At 66.0% G+C, this 20,219-nt stretch carries 17 protein-coding genes and 1 pseudogene; 6 read left to right on the plus strand and 12 right to left on the minus strand.

Going from position 1 to position 20,219, the window contains the following annotated elements; genetic code table 11:
- Positions 1–84: 84 nt before the first annotated feature.
- The 3 genes and pseudogenes from NHN26_RS09415 to NHN26_RS09425 form a co-directional block, all read right to left on the minus strand.
- Positions 85–723: pseudogene (locus NHN26_RS09415) on the minus strand (SLC13 family permease); the annotation flags it as partial.
- Between the two features lie 58 nt (positions 724–781).
- Positions 782–1,561 carry an SDR family oxidoreductase gene (locus NHN26_RS09420; protein ID WP_253089233.1) on the minus strand — a complete coding sequence of 260 codons (780 nt, stop codon included), beginning with the start codon at positions 1,559–1,561 and terminating at the stop codon, positions 782–784.
- A gap of 52 nt (positions 1,562–1,613) precedes the next feature.
- Positions 1,614–2,240, minus strand: a complete 627-nt coding sequence (locus NHN26_RS09425) for a division plane positioning ATPase MipZ (RefSeq protein WP_253089234.1) — start codon at positions 2,238–2,240, stop codon at positions 1,614–1,616.
- A 135-nt stretch (positions 2,241–2,375) separates the two neighbouring features.
- Between NHN26_RS09425 and NHN26_RS09430 the strand changes: the two genes are divergently transcribed.
- Entirely contained in the window at positions 2,376–3,206 is an 831-nt protein-coding gene (locus NHN26_RS09430) for a universal stress protein (protein WP_253089235.1), read from the plus strand.
- A gap of 42 nt (positions 3,207–3,248) precedes the next feature.
- On the plus strand, positions 3,249–4,856 hold the full coding sequence (locus tag NHN26_RS09435; protein ID WP_253089236.1) for a peptide chain release factor 3: 1,608 nt from the start codon (positions 3,249–3,251) through the stop codon (positions 4,854–4,856).
- A gap of 42 nt (positions 4,857–4,898) precedes the next feature.
- On the opposite strand, the gene NHN26_RS09440 is transcribed toward NHN26_RS09435, so the two are convergent.
- A complete protein-coding gene (locus NHN26_RS09440; RefSeq protein ID WP_253089237.1) occupies positions 4,899–6,317 on the minus strand; it encodes a tetratricopeptide repeat protein in 1,419 nt (472 codons plus the stop codon).
- Positions 6,318–6,509: 192 nt separating this feature from the next.
- Here NHN26_RS09440 and NHN26_RS09445 point away from each other — a divergent pair, with 192 nt between their 5' ends.
- The 4 genes from NHN26_RS09445 to rpsI all read left to right on the plus strand — a co-directional run bounded on the left by NHN26_RS09445 (position 6,510) and on the right by rpsI (position 9,972).
- Complete coding sequence (locus NHN26_RS09445; protein ID WP_253089238.1) at positions 6,510–7,100, plus strand: exopolysaccharide biosynthesis protein; 591 nt, start codon at positions 6,510–6,512, stop codon at positions 7,098–7,100.
- A 156-nt stretch (positions 7,101–7,256) separates the two neighbouring features.
- The gene (locus NHN26_RS09450; protein ID WP_253089239.1) at positions 7,257–8,702 is read left to right on the plus strand and encodes a DEAD/DEAH box helicase; all 1,446 of its coding nucleotides are present in this window, start codon (positions 7,257–7,259) and stop codon (positions 8,700–8,702) included.
- Between the two features lie 317 nt (positions 8,703–9,019).
- A complete protein-coding gene (gene rplM, locus NHN26_RS09455; protein WP_253089240.1) occupies positions 9,020–9,484 on the plus strand; it encodes a 50S ribosomal protein L13 in 465 nt (154 codons plus the stop codon).
- Positions 9,484–9,972: a 30S ribosomal protein S9 gene (gene rpsI / locus NHN26_RS09460; RefSeq protein WP_253089241.1), complete on the plus strand. Its 489-nt coding sequence runs from the start codon at positions 9,484–9,486 to the stop codon at positions 9,970–9,972. The genes rplM and rpsI overlap by 1 nt, the downstream gene beginning before the upstream one ends.
- A 112-nt stretch (positions 9,973–10,084) precedes the next feature.
- On the opposite strand, the gene NHN26_RS09465 is transcribed toward rpsI, so the two are convergent.
- From NHN26_RS09465 to nuoK, 8 genes are read right to left on the minus strand one after another with little or no spacing between them, the layout of a single operon-like run.
- The gene (locus NHN26_RS09465) at positions 10,085–11,632 is read right to left on the minus strand and encodes a hypothetical protein (protein ID WP_253089242.1); all 1,548 of its coding nucleotides are present in this window, start codon (positions 11,630–11,632) and stop codon (positions 10,085–10,087) included.
- A 33-nt stretch (positions 11,633–11,665) separates the two neighbouring features.
- The gene (locus tag NHN26_RS09470) at positions 11,666–13,333 is read right to left on the minus strand and encodes a ribonuclease J (protein ID WP_253089243.1); all 1,668 of its coding nucleotides are present in this window, start codon (positions 13,331–13,333) and stop codon (positions 11,666–11,668) included.
- Complete coding sequence (locus tag NHN26_RS09475) at positions 13,330–14,109, minus strand: type III pantothenate kinase (protein WP_253089244.1); 780 nt, start codon at positions 14,107–14,109, stop codon at positions 13,330–13,332. Before NHN26_RS09475 ends, NHN26_RS09470 begins: the two co-directional genes overlap by 4 nt.
- A 10-nt stretch (positions 14,110–14,119) precedes the next feature.
- Complete coding sequence (locus NHN26_RS09480) at positions 14,120–14,896, minus strand: biotin--[acetyl-CoA-carboxylase] ligase (RefSeq protein ID WP_290442910.1); 777 nt, start codon at positions 14,894–14,896, stop codon at positions 14,120–14,122.
- Positions 14,886–16,328, minus strand: coding sequence for an NADH-quinone oxidoreductase subunit NuoN (gene nuoN, locus NHN26_RS09485; RefSeq protein WP_253089245.1), 1,443 nt, complete (start codon positions 16,326–16,328; stop codon positions 14,886–14,888). Before nuoN ends, NHN26_RS09480 begins: the two co-directional genes overlap by 11 nt.
- A 10-nt stretch (positions 16,329–16,338) precedes the next feature.
- Positions 16,339–17,880 (minus strand): NADH-quinone oxidoreductase subunit M, encoded by a 1,542-nt coding sequence (locus NHN26_RS09490; protein ID WP_253089246.1) that lies wholly within the window; start codon positions 17,878–17,880, stop codon positions 16,339–16,341.
- On the minus strand, positions 17,880–19,904 hold the full coding sequence (nuoL, locus tag NHN26_RS09495) for an NADH-quinone oxidoreductase subunit L (RefSeq protein ID WP_253089247.1): 2,025 nt from the start codon (positions 19,902–19,904) through the stop codon (positions 17,880–17,882). Before nuoL ends, NHN26_RS09490 begins: the two co-directional genes overlap by 1 nt.
- 6 nt (positions 19,905–19,910) lie before the next feature.
- A complete protein-coding gene (gene nuoK, locus NHN26_RS09500; RefSeq protein ID WP_132696273.1) occupies positions 19,911–20,216 on the minus strand; it encodes an NADH-quinone oxidoreductase subunit NuoK in 306 nt (101 codons plus the stop codon).
- Between the last annotated feature and the right edge of the window lie 3 nt (positions 20,217–20,219).

The raw sequence follows: 20,219 nt of genomic DNA on the forward strand, positions 1-20,219 counted from the left end.
CCCATTCGGCGCTTGGCGGAAGGACACCGGTTGAGGCCCATCAGGGCCAAGACCTGAAGGCGGCGGCATGATCAACAGGCAAGCTTAGCAACGCCGCAAATCTGTCCAGAAAACGGGGACCACCTCAGTCTCCACCGGCCGCAGAACCCAGGCCTGCGCCGCCAGCGCGACAGTTAATGGAACCGCCACCGGATCTGACACCAAACCCATCGCCGCCGCCCCGACTATCGGCGCAGCCATCGTCGTGGTGCTGGCCAGTTCCCCGACAAAGAGGATGGACGCGGCCAGACCCGCCATCAGCAGCACCAACGCAAGCGCATCCAGACGCACAAGCTGGCCGCCGATCCAGCGCGCAAACCCCGAACGAGCGACCAGCGTGGCAATCGCCAGACAACCGCAGAACAGCGCCAGAATGTCCCAGCGCAGCCCGCACATGGCATCCGGACCCTGAAGCCGCAACTCATCCTTGCCAATGTCCGATGGCAGCAGGAACAGGTTCGTGCCGCCGATCACCCCAATCGAGGCATCCGGCGGTTTGAGGCTCAGGTCACCCCAGAGTAACAGCCGCTCGATAGCGCGCCGCGCGATCCAGGCCGCTGCGGTCAGCCCCACCATCGCCCAGTCGAGTGACCCGACCTCGGTCCCGGTTCTGCGCCCGACATGCGCCGCGAACAGCGCGTTCGGCGGCGTGCCGATCAGCGAACCCATGCCGCTGATCGTGGCTGCATGGGCGACGCCAGAATCAACGCTTCAGAAAACCGGTCGCCCGGAGGCCGCGCCGCTAGAGCGTGACGTTCACCGCACCACCATCGAGCAGGATGTTCTGCCCGACGATGAACCCCGCATGCTGCGAGCAGAGAAAGGCGCAGGCCGCGCCGAACTCGGCCGGGGTGCCGTAACGCCGGGCGGGGATCGTGGCGGCACGCCGGGCGCGGGCCTCATCAAGCGTGATCGCCTCGGCCGCGGCTACGTCGCGATCCAGCGCATCGGCCCGGTCGGTGGCATGGATTCCGGGCAGCAGGTTGTTGATCGTCACGCCATGCGGCGCAACCTGACGCGCGGTGCCCGCGACATAGCCCGTCAGCCCCGCCCGCGCCGCGTTCGACAGCCCCAGCACCGGGATCGGCGCCTTGACCGACTGGCTGGTGATGTTCACCACCCGGCCCCATCCCCGCGACATCATGCCGGGCAACAGCGCCTTCATCAGCGCGATGGGGGTCAGCATGTTGGCATCCAGCGCGGCGATGAAATCCGCCCGCTCCCAGTCGGTCCACATCCCCGGCGGCGGCCCCCCGGCATTGGTCACAAGGATGTCGACCTCGCCCGCCGTGGCCAGCACTTGCGCGCGGCCCTCCGCGGCGGTGATGTCGGCTGCAACCGCGGTCACCGTCACGCCATGGGCGGCGCGGATCGCCGCCGCGGCCTGCTCCAGCGCCTGCTCGCCGCGGGCGTTCAGCACCAGGTTGACCCCGGCTGCGGCCAGTGCCTCGGCGCAACCCCGGCCAAGCCCCTTCGACGCGCCGCAGACCAGCGCCCGCTTGCCCGTAATCCCGAGATCCATGAACGCCCCCTTCGCGTCTCCTTCGGCCAAACAGACCCACCCGCACGACGTCTCAGGACGTCAGCGCCCCAAGCAAAGGGGTCCATTGCGCACGCATCGGCGCATAGACCTTCCGATTGCTGTCGAACACCGTCAGCCCCGCTTCGGCCAGGTCACAATAGGCGACCCGCTCGTGGATCGTTGCCACGGGCGCCTGCCCGATCTTCTCGGCAAAGGCGGCAAGGCGCTCGGCATCCCGCCCGCGCGGACGGACCCGGTTGGCCACCAGTTCCACTCCTGCCTTGCCCTTGCGGATGCGCTTGATCCCCGCGATCTCGCGCAGAAAGCGCCGCGTCGCATCGGCATCGAAGAACGAGGGCAGCACGGGGACCACCACCGCCCGCGCCTCGGCGACAAGGGCTGCGGCATCCTCTTCGTAGATCGATCCGGGCGCGTCGACGATCACCCAATCCGCCCCTTTGGTGCTGCTGCCCAGCGCCCCCGCCCCGGTCCAGTCGAGTGCCCTGATCGGCGCGGCCCCGGCAGGGCGGCGCCTGAGCCAGCGCCAGGCGGATTTCTGCGGATCTGCATCGGCCAGCGCCACCCGCCAGCCGCCATCGGCCAGCGCCGCGGCCAGCGTCACCGCGATCGTGGTCTTGCCGCAGCCGCCCTTGCGGTTGGCGATCAGAACCGTCTTCATGGCATGCCCTCCACCCCACGCGCGTTCTCCAGCATAACGCCTGCGCTCCGCACCGCAATCGCTGCGCCGCCGGTGCGCTTGACAGGCCCGCCCGCGCCGCCCGATCCTTTGACGGCAAACCCACGGAGAACTCCGATGCCAAAGACCTTTCTCGTCGCCACCGACCTCAGCCCGCGCGCCGACCGCGCGGTGCAGCGGGCGTTCCGGCTGGCGGGCTGGGTCGGGACCGATCTGGTGCTGGTCTCGGTGATCGACGCCGACCTGCCCGCCGAGATCGCGGGCCAGATGAGCGCCGCGGCCGAGTTGCGGCTGGCCCAGTTCGCCGCCTCGATCCCCCATTCGGGCGAGGTCAGCCACGACACCAGGATCGTCCTGGGCGATCCGTCCGAAGCGATCCCGGCGCTGGCGGCGGAACTTGATGCGGCTCTGGTGATCCTCGGGCTGCACCGGCCGCGCGCCTTTCTGGATATCCTGCGCGAAACCACGAGGGAGCGGATCGTGCGCCATTCGCCGCGCCCTGTGCTGCTGGTCCGCGATCCGGTCGATCATGCCTATGCCACAGTGCTGGCCGCGCTCGACTTCGCGCCCGCCTCGACCGCGGCGCTGGAACTCGCCGCCCGGCTTGCGCCCGAGGCCGATATCCATGGGCTGCATGCTCTGCATGTTCCCTATCGCGGCTTTCTTGCGCCCGAGCCTGTGCCTGGCACGCCCTCGCCCCTGCGTGCCGATGCCCTGACGCGGCTGGCCGCCTGGCACGACAGCCACGTCCTGCCCGCCCATCTGCGCGAGGTCGAGATCGTCGAGGGACCGGCGCATCGGGTGCTGGCCGAGCGGATCGAGGCATTGCAGCCCGATCTGATCGCGCTGGGCGCCCATGGCAGGGCGGGTGCCGCGCCCTCGATCCTGGGCAGCATTGCGAATGACATGATGCGCGATCCGCCCTGCGACCTGCTGATCGCGCGCTAGGGACGATTGCGCGCCCGCGCCCCTGCCGCTATATCCGCGCCCATGCTGGACGCCCCCCAAAACCGCCCCGCCCTGCCCCCGGAAATTGCCCGGCGGCGTACCTTTGCCATCATCAGCCACCCCGATGCGGGCAAGACGACGCTGACCGAAAAGTTCCTGCTTTACGGCGGCGCGATCCAGATGGCCGGACAGGTGCGCGCCAAGGGCGAGGCCCGGCGCACGCGGTCGGACTTCATGCAGTTGGAAAAGGACCGGGGCATCTCGGTCTCGGCTTCGGCGATGTCCTTCGACTACGGGCGCTACCGCTTCAACCTGGTCGACACGCCGGGCCACAGCGATTTCTCGGAAGACACCTACCGCACGCTGACTGCCGTCGATGCGGCGGTGATGGTGATCGACGGCGCGAAGGGCGTGGAAAGCCAGACCCGGAAGCTGTTCGAGGTCTGCCGGCTGCGCGATCTGCCGATCCTGACCTTCTGCAACAAGATGGACCGCGAGGCGCGCGACACGTTCGAGATCATCGACGAGATCCAGGAAATGCTGGCAATCCATGTCACGCCGGCAAGCTGGCCGATCGGAATGGGGCGCGATTTCCTGGGCTGCTACGACATGATCAACGAGCGGCTGGAACTTATGGACCGGGCCGACCGCAACCGCGTGGCGGAATCGATCCGGATCGACGGGCTGGACGACCCGAAACTGGCCGAGCATGTCCCGGACGACCTGCGCGAGAAGCTGATCGAGGAGGTGGCGATGGCGCGCGAGCTTCTGCCCCCCCTCGATCCGCAACAGGTTCTCGAAGGGCACATGACGCCGATCTGGTTCGGCTCGGCGATCAATTCCTTCGGGGTCAAGGAGTTGATGGAGGGCATCGGCGCCTATGCGCCCGAACCCCAGGTCCAGCCCGCCGAACCCCGCCAGATCGCCCCCGAGGAATCCCGCGTCGCGGGTTTCGTGTTCAAGGTGCAGGCCAACATGGACCCCAAGCACCGCGACCGGGTGGCCTTCGTGCGGCTGGCCTCTGGGCACTTCCAGCGCGGGATGAAGCTGACCCATGTGCGTTCGGGAAAGCCGATCACGGTCTCAAGCCCGGTGCTGTTCCTGGCCGCTGACCGGGAACTGGCGGAAGAGGCATGGGCGGGCGACATCATCGGCATCCCGAACCACGGGCAATTGCGCATCGGCGACACGCTGACCGAAGGCGAGGCGCTGCGCGTGACGGGCATTCCCAGCTTCGCGCCGGAATTGCTCAAGGTCTGCCGGGCGGGCGACCCGATGAAGGCCAAACATCTGGACAAGGCGCTGATGCAGTTTGCCGAAGAGGGCGCCGCCAAGGTGTTCAAGCCGATGATGGGCTCCGGCTTCATCGTGGGCGTCGTGGGCGCGCTGCAATTCGAGGTTCTGGCCAGCCGGATCGAGCTGGAATACGGTCTGCCCGTGCGGTTCGAGCCCAGCCAGTTCACCTCGGCCCGCTGGGTCCATGGCGACAAGGCCGCGGTCGAGGCGTTCACCCAGAAGAACAAGCAGCATATGGCCACGGACAATGATGGTGACGTGGTCTACATGACGCGGCTGCAATGGGATATCGACCGGGTGGCCCGCGACCACCCGGAATTGAGCCTGAGCGCGACCAAGGAAATGCAGGTCTGAACCCGGCTGACAGGGGACCGCTTGCGCGGCGCCCCGCTCGCCTCAGCGGGTCAGCAGCGCGGCAATGACGCGCGGGTTCATAACGCTGTCGGCGCAGCCCGACGTATCGGCCAGCATGTGACAGGCCCTTAGCATTGCACGCAATGTCGAGCGCGTGGCAACGCCGTCGAGCGGACCGGCATAGAGCCCCTCGTCGCGCATGCGCTTCTGCAGCAGGTAAATCGCGAAATTCGGGTTGGCGGCGTTGAGCTGCCCCGCAAACCATGCGGAACGCAACGGCCCGGCCATGTCCAGCGCCTCGGCCAGCGGCGCGAAATCCTGCGGCGTGCGCGCCTCGGCCACCCGCAGGCTCAGGCCCAGTTGGGCCGCCTCGGTGGGGGTCAACAACTCGCCGTAACGGTCCAGCGCCTCGCGGGCCCCGGCCCGGTCGCGGCGCACGTTCATCCCGTTGCCGTCGCGCTTCAGCGCGACCAGCGCCTTCAGCGCCTCGGCATTGCCCCGCTCGACTGCCTCGTCGAGAATCGCGAGCGCCGCGGGACCGTTCGCCCGCATGCTGATGCCCCACATCTGCCGTTCGGCCTCGAGCACGTCGACACGGTCCTGACCGAGAGCCCGAGCGCGCTCGGCGAAGGCCGGGAACTTGGCACGCGAGTCTGCGCCCAGGTAACCATACATCGCCCCCTCCGCCAGCTTGGTCCAGGCCCCCGCCTGCCCCATCTCGGCCGCCCGCCGGAGATAGGCCTCGGCCCGGGACGGACCCCGCCGGTTCCACATCACCCATTCGCCATAGCTTTCCAACCCTGCGCCATTGCCGGCCTCGGCCGCCGCCTCGAACTGCACAAGGGCCGCTTCGGGGTCGGTGTCCAGGCCGATCCCGTAAAGCAGAAAACCACCCAGCGCGATCCGCGCCTCGACATCGCCCGCCGCAATGGCGCGGTCCAGCCAGGCCCGGCCCTCCACGGCATCGCGCTCAAGTGCCCAGCCGCCGACGAGATTATCGCCCAGCACCCGCATCGCCTCGACATCGCCCGCCTCGGCGGCCGCAGTCAGCAGCGTCCTGGCCCGCGCCGGATCGGCAGCAACCGGCCCGCCCCAGAGCAGCGCATTCGCCAGCACCCGGCTGGCCCTTGCATCGCCCGCAGCGGCGGCCGCGTCCAGCAGCGCAACGGCCCGCGCCGGATCGGCAGGAACCACGATCCCGTCAAGCAACATCTTGCCCAGGCTCGCGCGGGCAGCCACATCGCCGCCCGCCGCCGCCTCCTCGAGCAGGCGCAAGCCCTCCGCGACGTCCTGCCTCAATCCGTCGGTTCCGGTGACAAGCGCCTCGCCGATCACCCGCGCCCCGGCCGCGTCTCCCGGAACCGCGGCAACGTCGCCTTGCGCCAGCGCCCCCGGTCCCAAGGCGAAGCCCGCGAGCATGCTGCCAGCCAGCGCCATCCCCCTGACCGACCGATACGCCATGATACTCCTCCCGGATTGGTGCCTCTTCGACTTCCAATGCCGGTGCGATCAAACGCTTGTCAACACGCGAAGGTTACAGCGATACCGCACGATCCTTGATTTTGCGCGAAACCGGCGCGACATCGGAGATGGGGTGCCAGCGGCCGCCCCGGCAACTGATACCGCAGTTTCCCGGCAGGGCGGCCGAACGCAATGCGTGCTGACGACGACTGGATCATCTCGTCCCTGCTGGAAGACCTCGGCGCGCTTGCGCTTGCCCGCGACCGGGTCAGCGTCCACGATCTGGTCGAGACCATCGGGCCACGCGGCTTCGGCCCGCTGCTTGTCCTTCTGGCGGGGATGCTGATCCTGCCAACGGGCATGATCCCCGGCGTGCCGAACGTGGTGGCGCTGTTCCTGATCCTGATCGGCGGGCGCATGATGACCGGCGCACAGGAGATCTGGGTGCCGGACCGGTTGGGACGAGTCAGCTTTTCGGGGCACATGCTGGCCGTCTCGGTCGCGAAAGCCCAGCGCTGGGCGCTGTGGCTGCGCCCGCATCTGATGCCGCGCCTCGTCTTCCTGGTCGAAGGCGCGGTGGCGCGCCGCGCGATCGCGCTAATCCTGCTGCTGACCGGGGCGGTGATGACACTGGTCGGCCTGATCCCGGGCTTTCCCTTCGTGCTGTCGCTGCATGTGGTCGTGCTGGGGCTCGCACTGTCGTCGCGCGACGGGTTGGCCGCGCTGGTCGGCTATGCGCTGATCCTGGCCGAAATTCTGTTCATCACGGCCTTTTTCCTCTGACGCCGTCAAGCGCCGTTCGGTCGCCGGGGGCGTACCTTGACGAAGCCGCCCCCATGCCCTAATGACCCTGACAGAAGAACGAGACCGGCAATCCGGCCGGTCGGGCCGCGCGGAACGGAGCGGCCATCGAAAGCCGCAACCACGCCAAGGACCCACATGACCACTTTCGCCGATCTGGGGCTTGACCCCAAGGTGCTTTCCGCCATCGCCGACGCTGGCTACACCGAGCCGACGCCGATCCAGGCAGGCGCAATACCTCCCGCTCTCCAGGGCCGCGACGTCCTCGGCATCGCCCAGACCGGCACCGGCAAGACCGCCAGTTTCGTGCTGCCGATGATCACGCTGCTGGGCCGCGGCCGGGCACGGGCGCGCATGCCGCGCAGCCTTGTGCTGGCGCCGACCCGGGAACTGGCCGCCCAAGTGGCCGAGAATTTCGACACCTACGCCAAGAAGACGAAGCTGACCAAGGCTTTGCTGATCGGCGGCGTCAGCTTCAAGGAGCAGGACGCGCTGATCGACAAGGGCGTGGACGTGCTGATCGCGACGCCCGGCCGCCTGCTCGACCATTTCGAGCGCGGCAAGCTTCTGCTCACCGGCGTCCAGATCATGGTGGTGGACGAGGCCGACCGGATGCTCGACATGGGCTTCATCCCCGATATCGAGCGCATCTTCCAGCTGACGCCCTTTACCCGCCAGACGCTGTTCTTCTCGGCCACGATGGCGCCCGAGATCGAGCGGGTGACCAACACCTTCCTGTCGGCGCCGGAAAAGGTCGAGGTCGCCCGCCGCGCCACCACCGCCGAAAGCATCGAGCAGGGCGTCGTCCGCTACACCGCCACCCGCAAGGACATGCAGGCCAAGGAAAAACGCGCCCTTCTGCGCGCGCTGATCGACCGCGAGGGCGAAGCCTGCACCAACGCGATCATCTTCTGCAACCGCAAGACAGAGGTCGACATCGTCGCCAAGTCGCTGACCAAATACGGCTATGACGCGGCGCCGATCCATGGGGATCTGGACCAGTCCCAGCGCACCCGCACGCTGGATGCGTTCCGCGCCGGTACGCTGCGCCTGCTGGTCGCATCGGACGTGGCCGCGCGCGGCCTCGACGTTCCCGCCGTGTCCCACGTCTTCAACTACGACGTTCCCTCGCACGCCGAGGATTACGTCCACCGCATCGGCCGCACCGGCCGCGCCGGTCGGCAGGGAAAGGCGCTGACGATCTGCGTGCCGCATGACGAGAAGTACCTCGCCGCGATCGAGGCGCTGGTCCAGAAGGAGATCCCCCGCGTCGAAAGTCCGCTCAAGGGCGGTGCCGCAGCTGGTGACCGGCGCGAAAGGGAGGCCTCTCCCCCGGCCGCGACCCAGCGGGAAAAGCAGCGCGATGTCCCTCGGCGCAAGGCCGAACCCGGTCCTGCCGAGCCGAGGCCAGACCCTTCAGACAGAACAGACCGCGCCGGACGCAGCGAGCGGGACGACCGAGACCGCCGCGGCACCAAGCCCGGCCGGGACGGCCCGGTGATCGGCATGGGCGATCACATGCCCGCCTTCCTCACCCGCTCCTTCAAGCCGAGTTCAGAGACCGCCGACGAGGCGGCCGACTAGCACGCCCCGCTGGCCGGTCCCTGCGGCGAGCCGCACATTCCCGCCTCGGCGTTCTGCCTTCTTCTGGCCGGAAATATCCTGGGGGTCCGGGGGCAACGCCCCCGGCCTCCGTCGACCTTGGATCCGCAACACCCAGTCGAAATGTCGGCGCACTTTTTGGGGTAACATGATACCTATTTTTCAATCATTTGATAACATTATGATTTTCGGAACGCACCCCTCTTGACTGTGCAACCAAAATGCTTAGAACTCCGCCATCCCGACCGGGGCCGGGCCCTGCCCCGCCCCCTGGACCTCCCAGCGATAGGGCAAGAGAGATGAAGACCTACACCGCTACCCCGGCGGAGATCGAGAAGAAGTGGATCGTGATCGACGCCGAGGGCGTCGTGCTCGGCCGTCTCGCCTCGATCGTCGCCATGCGCTTGCGCGGCAAGCACAAGCCCACCTTCACGCCGCATATGGACATGGGCGACAATGTGATCGTCATCAATGCCGACAAGGTACAGATGACCGGCAACAAGCGCGCCGACAAGAAGTACTACTGGCATACCGGCCATCCGGGCGGGATCAAGCACCGCACCGCGGCGCAGATCCTCGAAGGCGCCCATCCCGAACGGGTGGTGACCGCCGCGGTAAAGCGCATGCTGCCGGGCAACCGTCTGTCCCGCCAGCAGATGACCAACCTGCGCGTCTATGCCGGGGCCGAGCATCCGCATGTCGCGCAGAACCCCGAAGTGCTGGACGTCAAGTCCATGAACAAGAAAAACACCCGGAGCGCGTGATGGCCGAAGATCTCAAATCCCTCGACCAGTTGAAATCCGTTTCGGGCGACGCGGCCGTGATGACCGATGCCGAGGCACCTGCCGCGCCGGTCCGCGACGAGCTGGGCCGCTCCTATGCCACGGGCAAGCGCAAGGATGCGGTCGCCCGCGTCTGGATCCGCCCGGGTTCCGGCAAGGTGTCGGTGAACGGCAAGGACATGAGCGCCTATTTCGCCCGTCCGGTGCTGCAGATGATCCTGCGCCAGCCCTTTCAGGTGGCCGGCGTGTCGGACCAGTTCGACGTGATGGCCACCGTCAAGGGTGGCGGGCTGTCGGGTCAGGCTGGTGCCGTCAAGCACGGGATCTCCAAGGCGCTTCAGCTTTACGATCCGTCCTTGCGCGCGCCGCTCAAGGCTGCGGGTTTCCTGACCCGCGACAGCCGCGTGGTGGAACGCAAGAAGTTCGGCAAGCGCAAGGCTCGTCGCAGCTTCCAGTTCTCCAAGCGTTAAGAAGAACGCCCGGACCGCATCTGCAGGTTCTCTGGAAAAGCGGGGTTTCCACCGCGCTTTTCCTTTTTCCCCGCTCCGGCCCACCCTCCGGCCCATCCGCGGCGCAGGCCGCTCAGAACGCGCCGATGGGGATATGGGCAATCCACAGCAGCACGCGGAAATACCCCTCAAGGAAGGCGAGAACGAACCCGCCGCCGAAGGCCCAAAGTCCCCAGAGCACCGCCACCACAAGGCTCAGCGGGATCGCCCAGACAAGGCCCAGCGCGAGCGCGGCGCGCACCGCGAGCGCGGGGCCTTGAGGCGCGCTCTCGATCCATCCCGCGACCGGCTGGCGCCACGCGCGCGGCCAGATGCCCTGCAGCCCGAACAGGCTGACCAGAAGGTGCAGCCCCGTGGGCAGGATCGTCGAGAACAGCATCAGATAAAGCCAGACATAAGCGGACGGCGTCTCGCGCATGCCCGCAAATAGCGCGCCCAGATCGAGCAGCGGCACACCCGCCAACAGGTTCAGCCCGTGGATCGCGGCGACCATCGTGGCGCAAAGGGCAAGGAACAGGACGCAGGCAATCGCCAGATCAAGCAGCGCCCAGAACACCGGCCACCCCGACCGCAACCCCCGGCGCAGCAGCGACAGGGTGACGGCGTAAGACAGGACGTCGAACAGGGCGTTGATGAGGGGGAAGACGGCGAGGAAGAGGAAAAGGGTCCGGCGATTTTCGTCTATTCCTGACCAAGCGTGAAGTGAAACGACCAAAATCGCAACAGACAATATCCCTAATGAAACCAGCACTCTTCCCAGTTGCGCTTTGCCCGTATGGTCAAAGCGCACAGCCGCAACCGCCACAAAGACCGCAACAGACCATCCAAAAAATAATACGCCAGAACCTGTCAGTCTCAAAGAAATCGTGCAAGCAACAGAGAGCGCAATAACAGATGCGAGAGCTCCTGCTGCTACGCCCGTCAACATGGCAGGAATTGTCAGGGCAAATGCAAGGCCTACGAATGCCCCAGCCGAAGCCGTAAACAGACCTTGACCAGCCACGATCACAATCGGTATCAAAAAAAGCGTAAAAACAAAAGCGAGTAGGGGCCAGTTAATTCTTTGCCTAGATCGAGATCTTGTTTCCCCTCGGCGAAGAATCCATGCGATGTAGTTTAGGCTGCATAACACGAACATAGTAAGTAAAACTGCCCGCTCTGGCAAAAACGCGGCATCGGGTAGCACCGTGATTCCACCCACACGCCCCTCGCCGCCCGTCACCACCCACTGTCCGACCAGCAGAAGCAGCGGATAGGCCACTGCCAGCAGCAGGGCGGTGTCGTAAAGCCGCCAGGTCAGCGCGGCGCGAAAGAGGGTGGGCCAGGTGTCGCGGTCGCTGGACTCGTCGCTATACCGGCGCCAGACCCACATTACGTTTCGCCGGGTCAGCGTGGTGTATATCTGCGTATAGCTGGACTGTCGCAGCGTTCCGGCAAGGAACCTGCGGCTCTCGCTTTCCGAAATCCCCAGTATGGCACTGGGCCAGCAGAGGACCAGCCACAGCAGCACCGCCCCCCAGACCACCCAATGCGGCGTGATCGCCACGAGCAGCGCCACCGCGCTGCCGGTGACCACGCCCCAGATCGCAAGGTTTGTCCCGATATGGCCCTGCTCGCTCACCACCCCTGCCCGTCTTTGCCTGTCCGGACGGCTTCAGGACAGGCGGCTTATCACCACTGTCACCTCGGGCCGCTTGCCGATCTCGTTCTCGGTGGTGCGTCGCGCGAGGATCCGCAGATCCTTTTCCAGCAGATCCTCGTCAGTCAAGAGCCGGTCGTCGGCACGGTCCAGGAAACGCTCCAGCGCCTGTTCCAGAACTTCGGACAGCGGCGCGCCGCCGGGCACGGTCTCGGGCAGGCCGGACAGTTCCACCCATGGCTCGCCCAGCGGCGTGTCGTCCTCGTCAAGGATCAGCGTCACCGTGACATGCCCGTTCAGCGCCATCCGGATGCGATCGCGCACGATCCCGTCCATGGCCCCGATCTGCACCTTGCCGTCCAGATAGGTGCGGCTCGTCTCGACATGGCCAGCCACGACCGGCACTTCGCCGGTCAGGTCCAGAAGCGTGCCGTTCGGCGCCAGCGCGGCAGCCAGCCCGTTCTCGGCGGCAAGCTTCACATGCTCGCGCAGGTGGCGGTGCTCGCCATGCAGCGGCACCACCATCTGCGGCGCCACAAGCTTGTGGATCAGAGCCAGGTCCGGACGGTTGGCATGGCCCGACACATGGTAGAGATCTGCGCCGTCATCGACCACATCCACCCCCATCTCGGAGAAGGAATTGACGATGCGCAGCACGTCGCGTTCATTGCCGGGAATGGTCTTGGACGAGAACAGGAACAGATCCCCTTCCTTCAGTTCCAGTCCCAGATACTTGCCGCGCGACAATTGCGCAGAGGCTGCGCGCCGCTCGCCCTGGCTGCCGGTTACGATCAGCATCAGGTTCTCGCGCGGGATACCGGCGGCCATTTCGGGCGGTACAGTCGGCGGGAAATCGGTCAGCACGCCCGACTCGACGCCAGCCTCGATCATCCGCCGCATTGCCCGGCCCATCAGGCAGACCGACCGGCCGGCCGCGCGCCCGGCCTCGGCCAGGGTACGAACGCGGGCGATATTCGACGCGAAGGTGGTGGCCACGACCATGTGCGGCGCGCGCTCCACCAGTTGCCGGATCGCGGGACCCAGCGTCGCCTCGGACCGGCCTGGGTGCGGCGAGAAGACATTGGTCGAATCGCAGGCCAGAACCTTGACGCCGGGTTTCGCCACCTCCTCCCACAATGCGCGGTCGAAAGGCTCGCCCACCAGCGGGGTCGGGTCGAGCTTGAAATCGCCCGTATGCACGATGCGGCCAGCCGGCGTGTCGATGACCATGGACGAGCTTTCCGGGATCGAATGCGACACGGGCAGGAAGGACACGGTGAACGGCCCCGCCTCGATGCGATGCGGCCATGGCTCGACCACGGTGACCTTGGCCGGGTCCTGTCCCCGCTCTTCCATCTTGCGCGCGGCATGCAGCGCGGTGAAGGGGCGTGCATGGACCGGCGCGCGCAGGCGCGGCCAGGCAAGGCCCAGTGCGCCGACGTGATCCTCGTGGGCATGGGTGATGAAGATCGCCTCCAGCCGGTCGCGGCGCTCCTCGAGCCAGGCGATGTCGGCATAGATCAGGTCGACCCCGGGCGAGTTGTCCATGTTGGGGAATGTCACGCCGATATCGACGAGGATCAGCCGTTCCTTGCCCGGTGCGCCATAGCCGTAGACATAGGCGTTCATCCCGATTTCGCCGGCACCGCCGAGCGGAAGGTAGATAAGTCGTTCGCTGCTCATTCTGCCCCGTTTTCCTTGTTATAGGCATGGATCACGGTCAGGCCGTGCATGGTCAGGTCGTCTTCGACAGTGTCAAATAGAACGTCGCCCTGGGCGAACAACGGGGCAAGCCCGCCGGTGCCGACGACGCGCATCGGCGCCTCGTGTTCGGCGCGAATCCGCGTACATATCTCGCGCACCAGCCCGACATAACCCCAGAAGATGCCCGATTGCATGCAGGCCACCGTGTTGGTGCCGATCACCTGTTGCGGGCGCGTCACGTCGACATGCGGCAGCGCCGCGGCCGCCATGTGCAGCGCCTCGAGCGACAGGTTCACACCAGGCGCGATCACGCCGCCGATATAGGCCCCGTCATGGGCCACCACGTCAAAGGTGGTGGCGGTGCCGAAATCGACCACGATCAGGTCGCCGCCATGCCGGTCGAAGGCCCCCGCAGTGTTCACCAGCCGGTCGGGGCCGACATTCGTGCCCTGGTCCACGCGCGGCGCGTGCGGCAGCAGGCAGTCGGGCTTGCCCACCACCAGCGGGCGCGCGTTGAAATAGCGGTCGGCAAAGACACGCAGGTTGAACACGACGCGCGGCACGGTGGACGAGATGATGACATCGGTGATCCGCATCTCGATCCGGTGGTGTTCCAGAAGCGTCGAGAACCAGACGAAATACTGGTCAGCCGTGCGCGTATGCTCGGTCGCGGTCCGGAGCGTACAAAGAAACCTTTCGCCGTCCCAGATCGAGAAGACGGTATTGGTATTGCCGCAGTCGATGCACAGAAGCATGCGTCGCCCTTCAGAAGAACACGTCGGCCGCGGCGATGGTGCGCCGCCCGCCCGCCGTCTCTAGGACAAGCTGGCCGTCCTCGTCCACCGTGACGAAGGTCCCGGTCAGCTCCTCGGTGCCGGTGCGCGCGGTAATGCTCTGGCCCACCCGCGCGGCGCGGTCAAGCCAGGCAGCGCGCAGGGGGCCGAACCCGTGGCTGCGGAAGAACGCATCCTGATGGGTCAGATGCTCGGCCAGGAAAGCCAGGAATTCCAGCGGATCGACGGGGTCCCCCGTCACCTCGGCCAGCGTGACGGGGGTCGGCCCGCGCGGATCGACCGCGACGGCGGCGGGCGCGGTGTTCAGGTTCACCCCGATCCCGATCGACAACCGCCCGACACGCCCCCCCGCCCCGTCCGATTCCAGCAGGATGCCCGCCAGCTTGCCGCCCCGCAACAGCACGTCATTGGGCCATTTCAGCGCGATGGCCGCGCGGTCGTCCACATAGGCCGTGAGCGTCGCGTAAAGCGCGTAGGAGGCGACGAAGGAGTAAAGCGCCGCCTGCGCCGGGGCGCAGCCCGGATCCATCACCAGCGTCGCCGACAGGTTGCCCTCGGGCGCGGCCCAGGCGCGGCCGCGGCGGCCGATTGCGGCGCTCTGGCGGCGCGCGACGATCCAGGTCGGGCGCGGCAGGGGCGCTCGGCGGCGTGCCTCGGCCATGGTGCTGTCGACCTCGTCGAGCAGGATCAGGTCGTGGCCGGACGGCCAGTGCCAACCGCCCCGCCCCGGGCCGGGCTCAGTTGACAAGGGTCTGCGCCGCGCTCAGTGCCAGCCCCTCGACCCCGAACAGGTTGATAACCCCCGCCACCATCGCGAAGGCCGACACCATCAGGAAGCCCCACAGCACCGGGGGCATCGCCCCGTCCAGCCGCGCCTCGCCCTCCTCGCCGAAATACATGAAGAAGACGATGCGCAGGTAGTAGAACGCCCCCACCACCGAAGCGATCACCCCCGCCACGGCCAGCCAGACCAGCCCCGCATCGACCGCCGCACGCACCACATAGAACTTGCCGAAGAAGCCCACCAGCGGCGGCACGCCCGCCAGGCTGAACAGCAGCACCAGCATCGCCAGCGCCTTGGCCGGTTCGCGCGAGGCGAACATGTTCAGGCTGCGGATATCGGTCACCGGCTGGCCGTCCTTGTGCATCGACAGGATGAAGGCGAAGGTGCCCACGCTCATGGTGATGTAGATCGCCATGTAGACCAGCATCGCCTGCACGCCCAGTTGCGTGCCCGCCGCCAGCCCCATCAGCGCGTAGCCCATATGCGCGATCGAGGAATAAGCCATAAGTCGCTTGATGTTGCGCTGCCCGATCGCCGCGACAGCGCCCAACGCCATCGACAGGAGCGACAGCACCGCGATCACCTGCCCCCAGTCGCCCGGAACGGTGCCGAACGCCTCGTGCAGGACGCGGGCGAACAGCGCAATCGCGGCCATCTTGGGCGCGGTGGCGAAGAAGGCGGTGACCGGCGTCGGCGCCCCTTCATAGACATCCGGCGTCCACATGTGGAAGGGCACCGCCGAGACCTTGAAGGCGAGCCCGGTAATCAGGAAGACCAGCCCGATCAACAAGCCCAGCGGCATCTCGCCCCCCTCGATGGTCGAGAGGATGCCCGCAAAAAGCGTCGTGCCCGAATAGCCATAGATCAGCGAGGCGCCGTAAAGCAGCAGGCCCGAGGACAGCGCGCCGAGGACGAAATATTTCAGCCCCGCCTCGGTCGATTTCAGGCTGTCGCGCCGCATCGCCGCCACGACATAAAGCGCCAGCGATTGCAGTTCGAGCCCCATGTAAAGCGTCATCAGGTCGGCGGCCGAGACCATCAGCATCATGCCGACCACGGCCAGCGTGATGAGGATGGGGAACTCGAACATCAACGCGCGCGAGCGGCGCAGGTGTTCCGTGCTCATCAGCAGGACGGCACCGGCCGAGACCAGGATCACCACCTTGGCAAAACGCGCGAACGTGTCGTCGACGATGGCACCGCCGAAGCCGCTGCGCGTCTCGCCCGCGCTCATCCCCAGCCAGACGGCCAGCGCGAAAAACACCGCCGACGTGGTCCAGATCAGGATCGGTGCGGCCTTGTCCTTGGCGGTGTAGACCGCGGCCAGCAGCGCGACCATCGCATAGACGGCCAGCGCAATCTCCGGCAGCACAACGGAAAGATCGGCAGAGATCATCGCGGTCCCCTCAGTTCTGCGCCAGCCGCGTCGCGGCCTCGGCCGCGTTCAGCGCGGTCTGGTAGTTCGACAACAGCGCCTCGACCGAGGGGCCGACGATATCGGTCACCAGCGCCGGGTAGACCCCCAGCAGCAGCGTCATCGCCACCAGCGGCGCAAAGATCGCCCGCTCGCGCAGGTTCATGTCGCGGATCGCCTTGAGGCTTTCCTTGATGAGCCCGCCGAACACCACCCGCCGATAAAGCCACAGCGCATAGCCCGCCGACAGGATCACCCCGGTACAGGCCACCGCAGCGACCCAGGAATTCACCTGGAACACACCCGCCAGCGTCAGGAACTCGCCCACGAAACCCGAGGTGCCGGGCAGGCCCACATTGGCCATGGTGAACAGCATGAAGACGAAGGCATAGGCCGGCATCCGGTTCACCAGCCCGCCATAGGCGTCGATCTCGCGGGTGTGCATCCGGTCATAGATCACGCCGACACAGAGGAACAGCGCGCCCGAGATGAAGCCGTGCGAAATCATCTGGAAGATCGCCCCGTCCAGCCCCTGCTGGTTCGCCGCAAAGATGCCCATGGTCACGAACCCCATATGCGCGACCGAGGAATAGGCGATCAGCTTCTTCATGTCGGACTGCGCCAGCGCCACCAGCGAGGTGTAGACGATGGCGATGGCCGAGAGCCAGAACACCAGCGGCGCCCAGATGTCGGAGGCCACCGGGAACATCGGCAGGCTGAAGCGCAGGAAGCCATAGCCCCCCATCTTCAGCAGGATCGCGGCCAGCACCACGGACCCGGCCGTGGGCGCCTGAACGTGGGCATCCGGCAGCCAGGTATGGACCGGCCACATCGGCATCTTGACCGCGAAGCTCGCAAAGAAGGCCAGCCACAGCAGCGTCTGCATGCCGCCCACGATCTCGCGCCCGGCAAAGGACAGGCTGCCCGCGCTGAATTCATGCCGCAGAAGCGTCGGAATGTCGGTCGTGCCCGCATCCACGAACATCGCCACCATCGCGACCAGCATCAGCACCGAGCCGAGGAAGGTGTAGAGGAAGAACTTGAAGGTGGCGTAGATGCGTTCCTTGCCGCCCCAGATGCCGATGATCAGGAACATCGGGATCAGCCCGCCCTCGAAGAACAGGTAGAACAGCACCAGATCCAGCGCGGTGAAGACGCCGATCATCAGCGTTTCCAGCACGAGAAACGCGATCATGTATTCCTTGACGCGGTGGGTGACGTTCCAGCAGGCCGCGATGGTCAGCGGCATGAGGAAGGTAGTCAGCATCACGAACAGCACCGAAATGCCGTCCACGCCCATCTTGTAGCGCAGCCCCATCAGCCATGCGCGGTCCTCGACGAACTGGAAATCGGGGTTCGACGGGTCGAAGCCGAACAGCACGAACAGCGAGATCAGGAAGGTCGCAGTGGTCGCGATCAGCGCCAGCCACTTGGCGTTTTTCTGCGCCGCCGCATCCTCGCCGCGCAGGAACACGGCCAGGATCAGCGCGGCGATCAGCGGCGTGAAGATGATGATCGACAGAAGGTTTTCCATCACTCAGGCCCCCCGGTCAGCATCATCCAGGTGATGAGAAGGGCAATGCCAATCACCATCGCAAAGGCGTAGTGATAGAGATAGCCCGATTGCAGCCGCCCCGCGACGCGGGTGAAGAACGGCACGATCCCCATCGAGACCCCGTTCACCGCCCCGTCGATCACGCTGCCATCGCCCCCCTTCCACAACGCGCGGCCGATGCTCTTGGCCGGGTTCACGAAGATCGCGTCGAAGAACTCGTCAAAATACCACTTGTTGAGCAGGAACAGGTAGACCGGCCGGAAGGTCCGGGCCATGCGACCGGGCAATTCGGGCACGCTGATATAGAACATGTAGGCGATCCCGAGCCCCAGCAGCATCGCAAGGAAGGGGGCCGATTTTACCCATTTCGGCGCGTGATGCGCGGCATCCATCACGTTGTTGTCGGGCCCCATGTACAGCGCGCCCTGCCCCGGCAGCGGATGCGCGGGCGTGCCATCGACGGCGGCAATCTCTGGGCTGGGGATGCCGTAGAAGCGATTCACCTGTTCCTGGCTGCCGAAGAAGCCCGAGAACCAGACCATGCCCGCCAGAACCGCACCCAGGCTGAGAACGCCCAGCGGGACCAGCATGGTCCGCGGACTCTCATGGGCATGTTCATGTGTGTGCTTGTCGCCCCGGGGTGTGCCCCAGAACGTCAGGAACATCAGCCGCCAGGAATAGAAGCTGGTCATGGCCGCCGCGATCACCAGCGTCCAGAACGCCCAGGTCGCCCCGCCGCCCCAGGCGCTTTCGATGATCGCATCCTTCGACAGGAACCCGGCAAAGCCGATATGCGTCAGCGGGATGCCCACCCCGGTGATCGCCAGCGTGCCGATCAGCATGGCGTAGAAGGTATAGGGGATCTTGTCCTTCAACCCACCATAGCGGCGCATGTCCTGTTCGTGGTGCATCGCATGGATGACAGAGCCCGCGCCAAGGAACAGAAGCGCCTTGAAGAAGGCATGGGTGAAAAGGTGGAACATCGCAGCCGAATAGACGCCAACGCCGACCGCAACGAACATGTAGCCCAGTTGCGAACAGGTCGAATAGGCGATCACCCGCTTGATGTCGTTCTGCACCAGCCCAACGGTCGCGGCAAAGAACGCGGTCGCGGCGCCGACCACGACGATCATGGTCTGCGCGTCGGGCGCGAATTCCAGGATGGGCGACATGCGCGACATCAGGAAAACGCCCGCCGTCACCATGGTCGCGGCATGGATCAGCGCGGAAACGGGCGTCGGCCCCTCCATCGCGTCGGGCAGCCAGGTGTGCAGCAGCAACTGCGCCGACTTGCCCATCGCCCCGATGAACAGCAGCACCCCGATCACATTGGCCGCGTTCCAGGTGCCGTTCAGGAAGGTCAGATCGGTCTGCCCGATGGTCGGGGCGGCGGCGAAGATGTCGTCGAAATTCACCGAGTCGACCAGGAAGAACAGCGCGAAGATGCCCAACAGGAAGCCGAAATCGCCCACCCGGTTGACCACGAACGCCTTGATCGCGGCGGCATTGGCCGACGGCTTGCGGTAGTAGAACCCGATCAGCAGGTAGGAGGCGACGCCCACCCCTTCCCAGCCGAAGAAAAGCTGCACGATGTTGTCCGCCGTCACCAGCGCCAGCATCGTGAAGGTGAAGAACGACAGATAGGCGAAGAAACGAGGCTTGTAGACCTCGCCCTCGCGCCATTCGGGGTCGTGATCCATGTAGCCGAAGCTGTAGAGATGGACGAAGGCCGAGACGGTCGTGACGACGATCAGCATGATCGCGGTCAGCCGGTCCACCCGGATCGCCCAGTCGGCGACCATGCTGCCGCTTTCGATCCAGCGAAAGATCTCGACCTGCCGCGTCACGCCGTCGAAGCCCAGGAACACCACCCAGGAGAACAGCATCGACAGGAAGACAAGGCCCGTCGTGGTCCAGAGCGCAGCCTTTTCGCCAAGGATGCGCCAGCCGAAGCCGCACAGGATCGCTCCGATCAGGGGGGCAAAGAGGATGATCTTTTCCATTGGCCCTTACCCCTTCATCACGTTGACATCGTCCACCGCGATGGACCCACGGTTGCGGTAGAAGCAGACGAGGATCGCAAGGCCGATGGCGGCCTCGGCGGCGGCGACGGTCAGGACGAACATGGTGAACACCTGCCCCACCAGATCGCCCAGATAGGCCGAAAAGGCGACAAGGTTGATGTTGACCGACAAGAGCATCAGTTCGATCGACATCAGGATGACGATGACATTCTTTCGGTTCACGAAGATGCCGAATATGGCGATGACGAAAAGCGCCGCGGCCACCGTCAGGTAATGTTCCAGTCCGATCATTCC

Origin of the sequence: Rhodovulum tesquicola, from assembly GCF_024128855.1 — a bacterium.
In the GTDB taxonomy this organism is placed as follows: Bacteria; Pseudomonadota; Alphaproteobacteria; order Rhodobacterales; family Rhodobacteraceae; genus Rhodovulum; species Rhodovulum tesquicola.